Source organism: Methylophaga frappieri, assembly GCF_000260965.1.
Lineage (GTDB): Bacteria > Pseudomonadota > Gammaproteobacteria > Nitrosococcales > Methylophagaceae > Methylophaga > Methylophaga frappieri.
Window position 1 is genome coordinate 484,739 of the sequence record NC_017856.1, and the last position, 13,717, is coordinate 498,455.

A 13,717-nucleotide genomic window follows, 5' to 3' on the forward strand; every position below is an offset into this window, starting at 1 on the left:
CACCTAAAATAAATCAGCTAATGAAAGCACTGATTTGTTTAAATACAGCATCTGCACCAAGCTGGGTTGAATCGAGAACCAACGCATCTTCAGCTGCCTTGAGTGGCGCTATCTGCCGTCGCTGGTCTCGCTCATCACGCTCGGTGATTTCTACTATCAGATCGGCAAGGTTACTATCAATTCCTTTTTCTTTCAACTGCTTATGACGCCGCTCCGCACGCACTTCGGCACTGGCGGTCAAATAAACCTTGTACGTCGCATCGGGAAAAACCACCGTGCCCATATCCCGACCATCGGTTACCAGTCCCGGCAATTGGCGAAAATCACGTTGACGTTGCAACAATGCCTGACGAACACTGGCTAAGGCAGCAACTTTAGAGGCTGCGTTCCCAACTTGCTCGCTACGAATGATGTCTGAAACATCCAGCGCATCCAACCAGACGCGCAAGCCGTCTTCCGCAACCGAAAACCACACTGGTAACGTTAACGCCAAGTCAGCTAAAGCCTTTTCTGAGTTTAAATCCAGGTCTTTTTGTAATGCTGCCTGGGCCAAAACTCGATATAAGGCGCCACTGTCAAGATAGTGCCATCCCAGCGTTTTAGCTATGCGTTGCGCTAATGTGCCTTTGCCAGAACCACTTGGCCCATCAATAGTGAGAACTGGAATCAACTCAGCCATTCGTGGACTCAATACGGACACCCGCAGCTTTTGCCAGCGTCACAAAACCAGGAAATGACGTTGCCACATTAGCGCAGTCGTTAATTATAATTGTGTCATTGGCAATCAAGGCCGCCATGGCAAAAGACATGGCAATACGATGATCACCGTGACTATCGACTACTCCGCCAGCAAACTTGCCGCCATGGATTTTCATGCCGTCTGCCGTTGGTATCGCTGTGATACCCAAGGCTTGTAATCCATCGGCCATGACCTGAATCCGATCACTTTCTTTAACCCGTAACTCTTCGGCACCTGTTAATACTGTCTCGCCATCCGCCGATGCTGCCGCAATAAACAATGCCGGAAATTCGTCGATAGCCAACGGCACCTGATCTTCTGGAATATGGATGCCTGTTAAAGGTTGATAGCGAACCCGGATATCGGCTACCGGTTCCCCCCCCGTGAGACGTTCATTTTGTATCGTAATCTCCGCGCCCATTTGTTGCAGAATCGTAATCACGCCGGTACGTGTCGGATTCATACCCACATGTTCAAGTGTCACATCTGAACCAGGGGTGATGGCAGCGCCCACCATGAAAAAGGTGGCTGAAGATATATCGGCTGGCACATCGATGTTAATTGCATACAACTTGCCGCCACCCTGAATACGAATCTGGTTTGCCTCAACACTGACAGGGTAGCCCATGCCATTCAGCATCCGCTCTGTATGGTCACGCGTTGGTGCCGGTTCGGTAATACAGGTTTCACCGCTGGCATACATACCCGCCAGTAACAAGCAGGATTTCACCTGCGCACTCGCCATTGGCAATGTGTAATTTATCCCGTTCAGCTGATGGCCACCATGAATCGTCAACGGTGGTTTACCCTCTTTTGACTGAATACGGGCCCCCATCGCCATCAGCGGTTCTGTTACCCGCTGCATCGGCCGTTTTGCTAAAGAAGCGTCGCCTTCCATCGTGACTGTAAAAGACTGTCCCGACAGTAAACCACTTAGTAACCGAATAGATGTGCCGGAGTTGCCCACATTGAGTGTTTTTTCAGGCGCCTTGAGGCCATGCATGCCAACACCGTGGATAATAAGATTGCCATTATTCGGTCCGTCAATGGTCACGCCCATCGCACGAAACACCGCTAAGGTTGCCAATGCATCCTCACCTTCCAGAAAACCTGAAACCGTGGTTACCCCCTCGGCCAATGAGCCGAGCATAATCGTTCGATGTGAAATCGATTTATCTCCAGGCACACGAATATTGCCACTCAACCGACCACCTGGTTGAACAACATAGGTCAAATTTTCTTGATTACTCACAGTGCGCTATGACTCCACTAGACTTCGCTGTTATCGGTCAAGCCAGGTTCTGCAAACCGGCTGTCTCGGGCCTGCTTGGCCTGATTAAAAAAAGTGCTCAAATAATCGCCATCACCAGTACGAATCGCAGCTTCAATCTGTGCCAGTCCTGCTCGATATTGTTGCAAAAGATCCAACACCGCTTCACGATTTCCCAAACAGATGTCGCGCCACATGATGGCATCGCTGGAAGCGATTCTGGAAAAATCCCTAAAGCCCCCCGCTGCATAACGCAATACCGCTTCGCAATCATCACGTTGCGCCAGCATGCCCACCAAGTTAAATGCGAGAACATGTGGTAAATGACTGGTTGCTGCTAAAACCACATCATGCTGCTCAGCGTCCATAACAAACACATCCGCACCAACTTGTTGCCACATCTGCTGAACCTGTTCCAACGCATCATGACGTGTTTCGCTCGTTGGGGTCAGGACAACTCGGTGTGCTTCATATAACTCGGCAAACGCGGCAGATGGCCCACTTTTTTCAGTGCCGGCAATCGGGTGGCCAGGTACGAAGTTCGGAAACAATGACCCCAGACTCGCTTTTGCCGCCTCAATCACTTGCTGCTTGGCGCTGCCGCCATCAGTAATAATGGTCTTTTCATTGACATACGGAGCAAGTTCAGCCAAGACAGCAGCCATGGCGCCCATGGGCACGGCGACGAAGACCATATCTGCTTGCTGCACGGCATCTGCAATGCTTGCAGCCGCTTCATCAATAATGCCTAATTGCAAGGCTTCATGCCGGACAGCTTCAGATCGCGCATAACCAATCACCTGCGCTACCTGACCGTTTTTTTTCAACGCCAGTGCCAGTGAACCGCCAATCAAGCCTACGCCAATCACCGCCAACCGCTTAATCATCTGCAAGCACCTTTGCCAAACCAGACAGACAGTATGCATTGTCCTGTTCAAGGCCAATACTTATTCTGAGATGATTTGGTAAGCCATAACCAGCCACCGGACGAACAATGATGCCCTCTTTTAGCAAGCCCTCATAGACTGGCCCGGCCGCTCTGCCGACATCAACACAAATAAAATTACCTTTGGATGGAATAAAAGCCAACCCCATTTCTCGCAAGCCTTGCTCATACTGCTGCATACCTGCTTTATTCACCGATCTGGCCCGTGTTAAATAGTCTTCATCGCCCAATGCCGCAACGGCTGCCGCCAAGGCCAGGCTATTGACATTAAAGGGTTGGCGCAGTCGATTTAATAAATCAGCAACCTCGGGATGGGATATGGCATAGCCGACACGTAAGCCAGCTAATCCATACGCTTTAGAAAAAGTGCGACAGATAATAAGATTTGGAAAATCTGCCAGCCAAGTTAACGTGTTTTCAGGATTATCATGATACTCAAGATAGGCCTCATCCAATACAACCATAACTTGAGAAGGCAAAGCCATTAGAAAGGCCTTAAGTGCTGCGTGAGACACAACAGTGCCAGTTGGATTATTGGGGTTGGCAATAAAAATCAGCTTGGTCTTGTCCGTCACCGCATCACGCATCGCGGATAGATCATGACCATAGGCTTGTGCAGGCACTTCGATGGCAGTGGCACCAATTGCTTTTGTGGCGATCGGGTAAACGGCAAAGGCATGCTCAGAAAACATGACGGCGTCTTCGGGACCAGCAAAACACCGTGCAATCAATTCAAGCACATCATTACTACCGTTTCCCAACGTAATCTGATCCGGTGCGAGATCAAACCTTTCCGACAAGGCCTGTTTAAGCAGATAACCATTGCCATCGGGATACAGTGTTGAGTCTTGAACTGCCATCGCAATGGCCGCTTGCACTGCGGTTGATGGCCCGAGCGGACTCTCGTTGGAGGCCAGTTTGATAATCTGCTTTAACCCATATTGTCTTTGTAATTCGGCAATGGGCTTACCGGGCACATAAGGCTGCAAGTCGGCTAGATTTGGATTCGCCAAGTCATGAAAATTCATCGCTTAACCGCCGGTTTACGAAAACTGTCCATGATTAAGAGTATCGCCCCAATGCAAATTGCCGAATCCGCGATATTAAATGCTGGCCAATGATAGGTACCAACGTATACATCAAGAAAATCAACCACGTAGCCATAAACAAGACGATCCATGACATTACCAATCGCGCCACCAATAATTAAAGCCAAAGATATTGCTTCGACTTTATCGGCTGATGACAAGCGCCGCATCCACACTGCCAATACCAGCGAAACCAATACCGCCAGCACAACAAAAAACCAGCGCTGCCAGCCGCCTGCCCCAGCCAGAAAGCTAAAGGCTGCACCGGTATTATGGGCTAGCGTCAAGTTAAAAAACGGCATTACTGGAACTGTTTCATACAACGAAAGCCAATTAACCATCACTGTCTTACTGATTTGGTCAATAATGAAGACTGTTAAGCTTAACCAGAGATATTTCAACATAATCGATCAGGCAAACTGTCGCTTTTCACCAGCGCCATAAGCATTACTGACACAGCGATCACAAAGATCCGGATAACTCGCATGACTACCGACATCCGACGTTTGGTGCCAGCAACGTTCGCATCGCGCATGCGGTGAGGGCTTCACAACAACAGAAAACGGTGTTTCTGCTGGCATAGCATGCAACGTTACTTTAGAACTGATTAAAAGAAATTTTAACTCTTCCCCCGCAGCCGCCATTGCGTGATAAATTTCAGTCGTTTCATCTGCCTGAATTTCCAGCTCAGCCGTCAAGCCACCTTTGATTAGACCGTCATTTCTTGCAGCCTCGACCTCTCGCGCAATGGTGTCACGATAGCGGAAAAGCGTTGCCCAGTGACTTCTCGTCATTGTTGCTGCAGCATCAAGCTCTATTAGCCCGTCATACCATACATTTAGCAATACAGAATCATTCCGCTTACCCGGAATAAACGACCATAATTCATCCGCGGTAAAAGTCAGAATCGGCGCAATCCAGCGAACTAACGCTTCCAAAACATGATACATCGCCGTTTGCGATGAGCGTCGACCAAGGCTGTTGGCCGGCATGGTGTATTGCCTATCCTTGGTGATATCCAGATAGGCACTACCCAATTCATTGGCACAGAAATTATGAACTTTCTGATAGATCTGGTGGAACTGATAGTTTTCGTAAGCCGTTTTCACTTCCGTTTGTACCTGATAGGCCCGGTCCAGAATCCATCGATCTAAAGGCAACAGCTCTGTCGCCTGAACCAAATTGGTCTCCGGATCAAAATCATTCAGATTTGATAGCAGATAGCGGGCTGTATTACGAATTCGCCGATACGAATCGGCTGTCCGTTTCAGGATTTCGTCAGACACCGTCATTTCTGCACTGTAGTCGGTCGCCGCCACCCAAAGACGAATAATATCTGCGCCTAAATTATTCACCACCTGCTGCGGTGCCACGACATTGCCTTTAGACTTCGACATTTTTTTGCCGTGCGCATCCACGGTAAAGCCATGCGTCAATACCGATTTGTATGGTGCCTTACCTGTTGCGGCAACAGAAGTCAGCAACGAAGATTGAAACCAGCCACGATGTTGATCACTGCCTTCAAGATACAAATCTGCTGGTCGCGTTAACTGTTCTCGTCTATCCAAGACACAGGCATGAGTGACGCCTGAATCGAACCAGACATCAAGCGTATCAGTGACTTTGTCGTAATCATTTGCATCATCGCCAATCAAACTTTCGGCAGACAACTCAAACCAAGCATCAATACCTTTTTGCTCAACCGCAACTGCCACCTGCTCAATTAATGCCGCCGTATTTGGGTGTAATTCTCCTGTTTGTTGATGGACAAATAAGGGAATCGGTACCCCCCAGGTTCGTTGCCGGGAAATACACCAGTCCGGCCGTCCAGAGACCATATTTTCAATACGTTTCTGACCCCAGTCCGGTAACCAATCTGTTTGTTCAATTTCCTGCATCGCAGCTTGGCGCAGACCATTCTGATCCATGCTAATAAACCATTGTGGCGTCGCGCGAAAAATAATCGGGGTTTTATGGCGCCAGCAATGTGGATAGCTGTGCTCGATCTCAACGTGACATAACAACGCGTCATGCTGTTGCAACGTTTCAATCACCTGTGGATTGGCTTTAAACACGGATTGCCCCGCGAACAAAGGCGTATCAGGCAAAAAGACCCCATTGCCACCGACAGGGTTGTCAACTTTTAAGCCATATTTGATACCGACAATGTAGTCATCCTGACCGTGTCCTGGTGCGGTATGCACGGCTCCGGTACCGGCCTCTGTGGTGACATGGTCTCCTAAAATCACCGGCACTTGGCGTGAGTAAAATGGATGATTTAATGTCAGGCCTTCTAACGCAGCCCCTTTCACGCGAGCAATAATTTCGCCACTCAGTTGATAACGTTGCAATGCGGTTTCATAAAGCGCTTCGGCAAGCAGTAACCTTTCTTGACCACACTGTAGCAACACGTAGTCCAGTTCAGGATGCAAACAGACAGCCTGATTGGCCGGTAAGGTCCAAGGCGTTGTGGTCCAGATAACGAGACTGGTCTCCCCAGCCCCCTCATTAGCACAAACGGCATCAAATGCAGCTTGATCAGCCACCTTAAAACGCACATCAATAGCAGAAGAACGTTTATCTTCATATTCGACTTCCGCTTCTGCCAACGCAGAACCACAATCGACACACCAGTGAACGGGCTTGACGCCTTTATGTAAGTGGTCATTAGCAATGATATTGCCCAAAGTCCGAATAATATCGGCCTCAAAAGCAAAGTCCATCGTGAGATACGGATTATCCCAATCGGCCAATACACCGAGACGTTTAAAGTCTTCTCGCTGACCGTTGACTTGTTTCGCCGCATAATCACGACATGCCTGACGAAACTCAGCCGGTGTCACTTTTACGCCGGGTTTGCCAACTTTTTTCTCAACGTTGAGCTCAATCGGCAAACCATGACAATCCCAGCCTGGTACATAAGGCGTGTCATAACCACTCAAGGTTTTTGACTTGAGAATCATATCCTTGAGAATTTTATTGACGGCATGACCAATGTGGATATCCCCATTTGCGTAGGGCGGTCCATCATGCAGAATAAATTTACCATTCGGCGCTGACTTACCCTTTTCTCGTAGTTGTTGATAGAGGTTTTGATCCTGCCAGCGCTGCAAAATTTGCGGTTCACGATTAGGTAATCCCGCTTTCATCGGGAAATCGGTTGCTGGAAGATTTAAAGTCTGTTTGTAGTCAGCCACAAAAAAGCTCGTATGATAAATACATAAAGGAGGCGATTATACGGGTTTTTGCTCCCGACCTGAAAGCGATTGACGGCTTTTCTTCGCAGGATTTTTTTGGATTTGCTTCATTAACTTGCAGTAGAATATGACTAAAACAAACTCCTCAAAGAAGTGAAAGAGCCAAGTTGCAATGACCGCAACCGAAAAAGTCTTGATCAAAGGTCTTACCGAAGATGGCAGTAAATTTCGCCCAAGCGATTGGGCAGAGCGCCTGTGTGGCGCTGTTGCCAGTTATGGACCGGGAAGACGCATTATTTTTCACCCTCACGTCAGAATGGCCAACCTGGAAGGCGTTAAATGTGTTGTCATCGACGCCTTGCTCGAGCAAAAAGATGAAATGTTGTTCGAGTTTTTACTGGACTTTGCCAAAGAAAATCAGTTGCAAACAGAGCGCGTTAATTGGCAAACAACCCCACCACAATAACTTTCAGTTATCTTGGTGTTCGGCATCCGGCCAGTTTTGAATGTAGTTTTTCAAGAGTTTATTCTCAAACTTGGCTTTCTTTAGCAGCTCTTCAACAATATCCGTGATGGAGAGCATGCCTTCCAGGCGGCCTTGATACACCACAGGCAAATGGCGAATATTGTGTTCGACCATCAGATTCATACAGGCTTCAAGCGTATCATCTGGTTCACAGGTATACGGATCCGGTGTCATCGCATCTTTGGCGGTGAGTGGTTGCCACATTGCATGTTTTTGATGCAACACCCGTAACAAATCTCGTTCCGACAAAATACCGACCAAAGCACCATTATGGGTCACAACCAAAGAACCAATTCGGTGCTCCATCATAAGGTTGACGGCTTTGTCTAACGAGTCAGTGGGTAACAAGCCAATCACTGGCTTGCCTTTATTTTTGGTAATGGATCTGACTTTCATGCTGTCTCTCCGCTGACCTGCGTCAATGCTATTTTGCTTGACTACGTGCAGGCCTGCAAGTGATTTGCAAAACCATTATCGGCAGGTTATTTCACCTGTTGTCCATTATTATGCCGCCGTTTGTGCCGTCCTTTTTTCCAGTCGTATCGCTACAAATTTTGAGGTGGGTGTAAAGGTCCTGTCACCATAGCTTTCTAGTGGTACCAACGGATTTGTTTCAGGGTAGTATGCTGCCGCCTGACCTGCAGGCACATCAAAACTTAACGCGGTAAATCCTGATACACGGCGCGTTTTGCCATCATGCCACAGCGACACAATGTCTACTTTTTCGCCATGCTCAATACCCAAACGTTTTAGATCAGCTTCGTTAATAAAAATGACATCACGCATACCATAAACGCCTCGGTAGCGGTCATTCAGACTATAAACCGTCGTGTTGTACTGATCATGAGAGCGCATGGTTTGCAAGATGAGATCTGGCTGTTGGTCCGCCGCAGTCAATTCAGGATGAATCAGGGATTCCGGCAACGCATGTTTCATAAACTGCGCTTTACCTGATTCAGTAAGCCATTGACGCTCTGCCGCCGGATTACCCAGATAAAATCCGCCAGGGTTTGCAATCTTATTATTAAAATCGGTAAAGCCCGGAATCGTTTCGGCAATTAATTGACGAATACGATCATAATCCGCAATCAGCCATTGCCAGTCGACGGGATGGTTACCCAGCGTAGCGTGTGCGATTCCAGCAATAATGGCCGACTCGGATTTCAGTAAAGGCGAGAAAGGTTTCAATTGACCGTAGGAAATATGCACCATACTGAAAGTATCTTCGACGGTAACACCTTGTTTGCCGGACTGCTGGGCATCCATTTCAGTGCGACCAAGGCAAGGCAAAATCAATGCGTCTTTGCCGGTAATCAGATGACTGCGATTTAGCTTGGTGGAAATTTGGACGGTTAAATCACAATTTTGCATTGCCGCATGGGTGCGTGGCGTGTCCGGTGCGGCTTGCACAAAGTTGCCCCCTAAACCAACAAAGACTTTGGTTTTGCCATGCTCCATTGCCTCGATGGCTTTAACGGTCGTATGGCCATGGGCACGCGGCACATTAAACTTAAATCGTGCCTCAAGCGCATCAAGTAATTGTTTGGGCGGTTGTTCATCAATGCCCATGGTGCGGTCACCTTGCACATTACTATGACCACGTACCGGAGACAAACCAGCACCGGGTTTACCGACATTGCCTCGCAATAATTGCAAACTGATAATTTCCTGAATGGTCGCAACAGAATGCACATGCTGTGTCACCCCCATTGCCCAGCACATGATGACGCTATCTGCCTTGCGATACATGTTTGCCGCCATTTCAATCTCGGCCAGACTTAAACCAGACTGTGATTCGATGTGTTGCCAAGACGTGTTATCCAATTGTTCCAGATAATCATCTATACCATGGGTATGGGTAGCGATGAATTCGCGGTCAAATACCGCCGGCGTATTATTTTTAAGCGAAGCCTGCTCCCATTGCCATAGAAACTTGGCCATGCCTCGAATTGCCGCCATATCGCCGCCCAGGGCCGGCCTAAAATAGGCTGTATTGGTTGGTTCGGAATCATTTTTTAACATTTCCAGCGGGCTTTGCGGATGCTGAAATCGTTCCAGACCACGTTCTTTCAACGGGTTAAAACAAATCACCTGCGCCCCACGATGCACCGCTTCTCGCAATGGTTCGAGCATGCGTGGATGATTGGTACCCGGGTTTTGTCCAATAACAAAAATAGCATCAGCTTTGGCGAAGTCTTCAAACCGGACTGTGCCTTTACCAACACCGATCGACTCCGACATCCCAATACCACTGGCTTCATGGCACATATTAGAACAGTCAGGGAAATTGTTCGTACCCAGGGCGCGAACAAACAGCTGGTACAAAAAAGCCGCTTCATTACTTGCCCGGCCAGAGGTATAGAACTCAGCCTCATCAGGTGAATTCATTGCCTTTAAATGCGATGCGACTATTTCAAACGCGGCCGGCCAAGTAATGGGTTTATATCGATCAGATTTTGCGTCATAGCGCATTGGGTGGGTAATTCTACCCTGCGACTCAAGCCAATAATCATCATGCGTCAATAATTCAGCAACGGCATGTTTTTCAAAAAAAGCCGGATCGACGCGACGACCGGTCGCTTCCCAATTAACGGCTTTGGCACCATTTTCGCAAAACTTAATCATGCCTTTTTCAGGGGTTTCACCCCACGCACAGCCGGGACAGTCCAGACCGTGATCCTGATTGGTTTTGAGCATGGCCTTGATATTGGCAACCGCATTGCGGCTACCTAACCAGCTTTTGGTCACACTGACCAATGCTCCCCAGCCTGCGGCTGGCCCGGTATAAGGCTTGTAATGACTCAAGAAATGTCTCCACGACGATGAAATCAATATCAACCAGCTTTACGAAAAAGCGGCAGCAACCCAAGTTGCTGTATTTTAAAGCTGGATTCTCTCGCTGACAGTCAGTGAGATCAGAACGGCGGTTGTGCATGATGAAAAAATGCCGCGACTCGCATTTTTAACATCCTTCTGATCGTTGCGATCTAGGACAAATTATATATTTTCCAGTTAGTTGCATTCAAGCCCAGTTTTATTTCATTGTTAAAGCAGTTAGCGCAAAACTTGTCTTCAAGCATAGGCCAAGTTGCTATAAGTGCTCACGCGTTGCACGAAATTCAATATCCGGCCAACGTTCCATCGTTAAATCCAAATTAACCCGCGTTGGCGCAATGTAAGTGAGATTTTCGGCACCATCCCAAGCCAGGTTTTGAGAAGCTTTACGTTTAAACTCCTCTAATTTTTTTACATCATCACAGTACACCCAGCGCGCGGTATGCACTTGCACTGGCTCGTAGGCACACTCGACGTTGTATTCTCCCTTGAGTCGATGCACGACCACATCGAACTGCAAGACACCAACGGCACCTAATATCAAATCATTATTATCTAATGGTCGGAATAGTTGCGTCGCCCCTTCTTCGCTAAGCTGTTGCAAGCCTTTTAACAAGGCTTTGTTTTTGAGGGGATCTTTCAATCTGACACGACGAAACAGCTCAGGCGCAAAGTAAGGAATACCGGTAAATTGCAGATCTTCACCCTGAGTAAAAGTATCACCAATTTGAATTGTGCCGTGATTATGCAGGCCTAAAATATCGCCTGGCCAAGCCACTTCAGCTTGTTCCCGTTCAGCCGCCATAAACGTCACGGCATTGGCAATGGTTACCTCTTTACTCGTTCGGGATTGAAATAGTTTCATCCCTTTACTGTACTGGCCGCTACAGACCCGTAAAAAAGCGATCCGATCACGGTGTTTCGGATCCATATTGGCTTGAATCTTAAACACAAAACCACTGAATTTTTCTTCCTGTGCGCTGACTTCACGCGTTTTAGTTTCGCGGGGCTGAGGCGCTGGTGCGTACTCAACAAATGAGTCCATCAACTCGGTAATACCGAAGTTATTCATCGCAGAACCGAAAAAAACCGGCGTCAGTTTGCCCGCCAAAAATTCATCCAAATCAAACTCATGGCTGGCACCACGCACCAGTTCAATTTCTTCGCGCAAATCGCCAGCCATTGGGCCAAACAATTCGTCGAGACGCGGATTATCTAGGCCCTGAATAATCTCACCCGCTTCTTTCGTATGCGGCTGAAACAAATGCACGCTGTCATTCAACAGATGGAAAATACCTTTAAATCCTTTGCCCATACCAATCGGCCAAGTGATTGGTGCACATTGAATATTAAGAATGGTTTCAACTTCATCGAGTAGTTCAATTGGCTCACGACCTTCACGGTCGAGCTTATTGATGAAGGTCAGAATCGGGGTATCACGAAGACGGCAGACCTCCATCAGTTTGATGGTGCGTTCCTCAACGCCCTTGGCACTGTCGATAACCATTAACGCCGAATCGACGGCCGTTAAAGTACGGTAGGTATCTTCCGAGAAGTCGGCGTGACCCGGTGTATCAAGCAGGTTGACGATACGGTCTCGATAAGGGAACTGCATCACCGAGGAGGTCACCGAAATGCCGCGCTCCTTCTCCATTTCCATCCAGTCAGAGGTCGCATGCTTGTCGGTTTTGCGTGACTTAACGCTACCCGCCATCTGAATCGCGCCACCAAAATACAGCAGTTTTTCGGTCAGGGTCGTTTTACCCGCATCCGGGTGCGAGATGATAGCAAAGGTCCTTCGCTTATTGATTTCATTGAGAAAATCTTGGTTTGCCATGTATAAATTCTTTTAGTTTGTACACGGATTTGTACACACTTTTGGAAGTACTCTCTTTTCAGTTCTTCGCTTGTCAAATCCGTCGTGTTAATCGTAATTGGCCGCTATTTTCGCTGATCTTGACTTTATAAACAATCAATGGTTATCTAATCGGTTACCATTTGCTCTCAGCGTGCGCCAATGCTCAGTTGTAGCTGTTTGCAATCGTTGCTTCTTCAGCTCATGAACAACTGTGGCTAAACCACAAATTCCTTCGCTACCAGAAATCGATGATAGCTTGTCGTACTACACCGATGATGGTGCAGTTGCCGTTGATCGGTATTGCAGGGTATTGCGGGTTCAAAGGTTTTAGATACTTCTGTTCACCATCAATAACCAACTGCTTAAAGGTTGCTTCTTTCGAATCATCCAAACGCGCAACAACCAATGAACCTGAAGAGTAAGGTAACTCAGGATCAACAACGATCACTGCCCCCTCAGGTATGGATTTTTTTCCGCTTGGATTTTCCATACTGTCGCCTTTTACGCGAAGTGCGAAACAACCCTCATGTGCTTTCCCAGTGACTTCACGCCACTCCTCAGCATCTTCATGGGCAAATCCCTCCGCTATTTCAGTCCAATCACCGGCCTGAACCCAGTTAATGAGAGGAATTCTTCCCTTAATATCAGGCCCGACTTCTACATTACCGACCCCCAAGCCAATCTCGCCATCACCTGTGGCGAGCCAATGAGCATTCACGCGAAGCGCCTCCGCGATCTGCATGGTGTAACGAGACCTAGCCGATTTACCAGAGCAAATCTGGCTGATCGACTGCTGTTTGATACCAATGCGACGAGCCAACTCAGACTGAGTTACCCCAGTAAGCTGCAAGGCATGGTTTAGTCGTTCGGATAAAGTTTTCATAAGCCCGCATTCTACAAATAAAACTGTAGTCTTTCAACAATTTTAACTGTTGACTTATCTACAGTTTAAACTGTAACATTCAATCTTGTAACAGTTATTATTGTAACAGGAGACGGTATGGAAGTGTTCAACACGACACAAAAACATCTCCGCCGTGCCATTGACTTGGTCGGCGGGCAATCAGCATTAGCAAGAGCCATCAACTCAAAACAGCAAAACGTCTGGTTTTGGTTGAATAAATCAGGGCGTGTTCCCGCTGAATTCGTTTTACCCATCGAACAAGCTACGCAAGGACAGGTAACCCGATCTCAGTTAAGACCGGACATCTATCCCGAATGCCCAAGCGAGCTGAAAGCCAGTAACCAGTAGGATTAA

General features: G+C 47.8%; 12 protein-coding genes. 2 read left to right on the forward strand and 10 right to left on the reverse strand.

Annotated elements, in window-relative coordinates; all coding sequences use genetic code 11:
• Positions 1-13: 13 nt before the first annotated feature.
• The 6 genes from cmk to ileS are packed head-to-tail and all read right to left on the reverse strand — an operon-like array spanning position 14 to position 7,240.
• Positions 14-679, reverse strand: coding sequence for a (d)CMP kinase (cmk, locus tag Q7C_RS02230; protein ID WP_014703088.1), 666 nt, complete (start codon positions 677-679; stop codon positions 14-16).
• Positions 672-1,991 carry a 3-phosphoshikimate 1-carboxyvinyltransferase gene (aroA, locus tag Q7C_RS02235; RefSeq protein WP_014703089.1) on the reverse strand — a complete coding sequence of 440 codons (1,320 nt, stop codon included), beginning with the start codon at positions 1,989-1,991 and terminating at the stop codon, positions 672-674. Before aroA ends, cmk begins: the two co-directional genes overlap by 8 nt.
• A gap of 17 nt (positions 1,992-2,008) precedes the next feature.
• Positions 2,009-2,896 (reverse strand): prephenate dehydrogenase, encoded by an 888-nt coding sequence (locus Q7C_RS02240; RefSeq protein ID WP_014703090.1) that lies wholly within the window; start codon positions 2,894-2,896, stop codon positions 2,009-2,011.
• Positions 2,889-3,983 (reverse strand): histidinol-phosphate transaminase, encoded by a 1,095-nt coding sequence (hisC, locus tag Q7C_RS02245; protein ID WP_014703091.1) that lies wholly within the window; start codon positions 3,981-3,983, stop codon positions 2,889-2,891. The genes Q7C_RS02240 and hisC overlap by 8 nt, the downstream gene beginning before the upstream one ends.
• Positions 3,980-4,447 (reverse strand): signal peptidase II, encoded by a 468-nt coding sequence (lspA, locus tag Q7C_RS02250; RefSeq protein ID WP_014703092.1) that lies wholly within the window; start codon positions 4,445-4,447, stop codon positions 3,980-3,982. Before lspA ends, hisC begins: the two co-directional genes overlap by 4 nt.
• Before the next feature lie 6 nt (positions 4,448-4,453).
• Positions 4,454-7,240, reverse strand: coding sequence for an isoleucine--tRNA ligase (gene ileS / locus Q7C_RS02255; RefSeq protein ID WP_041366405.1), 2,787 nt, complete (start codon positions 7,238-7,240; stop codon positions 4,454-4,456).
• Between the two features lie 172 nt (positions 7,241-7,412).
• Between ileS and Q7C_RS02260 the strand changes: the two genes are divergently transcribed.
• The gene (locus Q7C_RS02260; protein ID WP_014703094.1) at positions 7,413-7,706 is read left to right on the forward strand and encodes a DUF3579 domain-containing protein; all 294 of its coding nucleotides are present in this window, start codon (positions 7,413-7,415) and stop codon (positions 7,704-7,706) included.
• 3 nt (positions 7,707-7,709) lie between these two features.
• Here the strand turns inward: Q7C_RS02260 and Q7C_RS02265 are convergent, their stop codons facing one another.
• The 4 genes from Q7C_RS02265 to Q7C_RS02280 all read right to left on the reverse strand — a co-directional run bounded on the left by Q7C_RS02265 (position 7,710) and on the right by Q7C_RS02280 (position 13,342).
• Entirely contained in the window at positions 7,710-8,162 is a 453-nt protein-coding gene (locus Q7C_RS02265) for a CBS domain-containing protein (protein ID WP_014703095.1), read from the reverse strand.
• Positions 8,163-8,270: 108 nt separating this feature from the next.
• On the reverse strand, positions 8,271-10,571 hold the full coding sequence (locus Q7C_RS02270) for an FdhF/YdeP family oxidoreductase (RefSeq protein WP_014703096.1): 2,301 nt from the start codon (positions 10,569-10,571) through the stop codon (positions 8,271-8,273).
• Between the two features lie 286 nt (positions 10,572-10,857).
• Positions 10,858-12,438 carry a peptide chain release factor 3 gene (locus Q7C_RS02275; RefSeq protein WP_014703097.1) on the reverse strand — a complete coding sequence of 527 codons (1,581 nt, stop codon included), beginning with the start codon at positions 12,436-12,438 and terminating at the stop codon, positions 10,858-10,860.
• Positions 12,439-12,694: 256 nt separating this feature from the next.
• Positions 12,695-13,342: a LexA family protein gene (locus tag Q7C_RS02280; RefSeq protein WP_000854920.1), complete on the reverse strand. Its 648-nt coding sequence runs from the start codon at positions 13,340-13,342 to the stop codon at positions 12,695-12,697.
• A 117-nt stretch (positions 13,343-13,459) separates the two neighbouring features.
• On the opposite strand from Q7C_RS02280, the gene Q7C_RS02285 reads away from it, so the two are divergent.
• Positions 13,460-13,711, forward strand: a complete 252-nt coding sequence (locus tag Q7C_RS02285) for a helix-turn-helix domain-containing protein (protein WP_000451746.1) — start codon at positions 13,460-13,462, stop codon at positions 13,709-13,711.
• Positions 13,712-13,717 lie beyond the last annotated feature (6 nt).

Coding starts and splice junctions, on each gene's coding strand:
- cmk (WP_014703088.1), bottom strand. CDS start 679: ATGGCTGAGTTGATTCCAGTTCTCACTATTGATGGGCCAAGTGGTTCT.
- Q7C_RS02240 (WP_014703090.1), bottom strand. CDS start 2,896: ATGATTAAGCGGTTGGCGGTGATTGGCGTAGGCTTGATTGGCGGTTCA.
- hisC (WP_014703091.1), bottom strand. CDS start 3,983: ATGAATTTTCATGACTTGGCGAATCCAAATCTAGCCGACTTGCAGCCT.
- lspA (WP_014703092.1), bottom strand. CDS start 4,447: ATGTTGAAATATCTCTGGTTAAGCTTAACAGTCTTCATTATTGACCAA.
- Q7C_RS02260 (WP_014703094.1), top strand. CDS start 7,413: ATGACCGCAACCGAAAAAGTCTTGATCAAAGGTCTTACCGAAGATGGC.
- Q7C_RS02265 (WP_014703095.1), bottom strand. CDS start 8,162: ATGAAAGTCAGATCCATTACCAAAAATAAAGGCAAGCCAGTGATTGGC.
- Q7C_RS02275 (WP_014703097.1), bottom strand. CDS start 12,438: ATGGCAAACCAAGATTTTCTCAATGAAATCAATAAGCGAAGGACCTTT.
- Q7C_RS02280 (WP_000854920.1), bottom strand. CDS start 13,342: ATGAAAACTTTATCCGAACGACTAAACCATGCCTTGCAGCTTACTGGG.
- Q7C_RS02285 (WP_000451746.1), top strand. CDS start 13,460: ATGGAAGTGTTCAACACGACACAAAAACATCTCCGCCGTGCCATTGAC.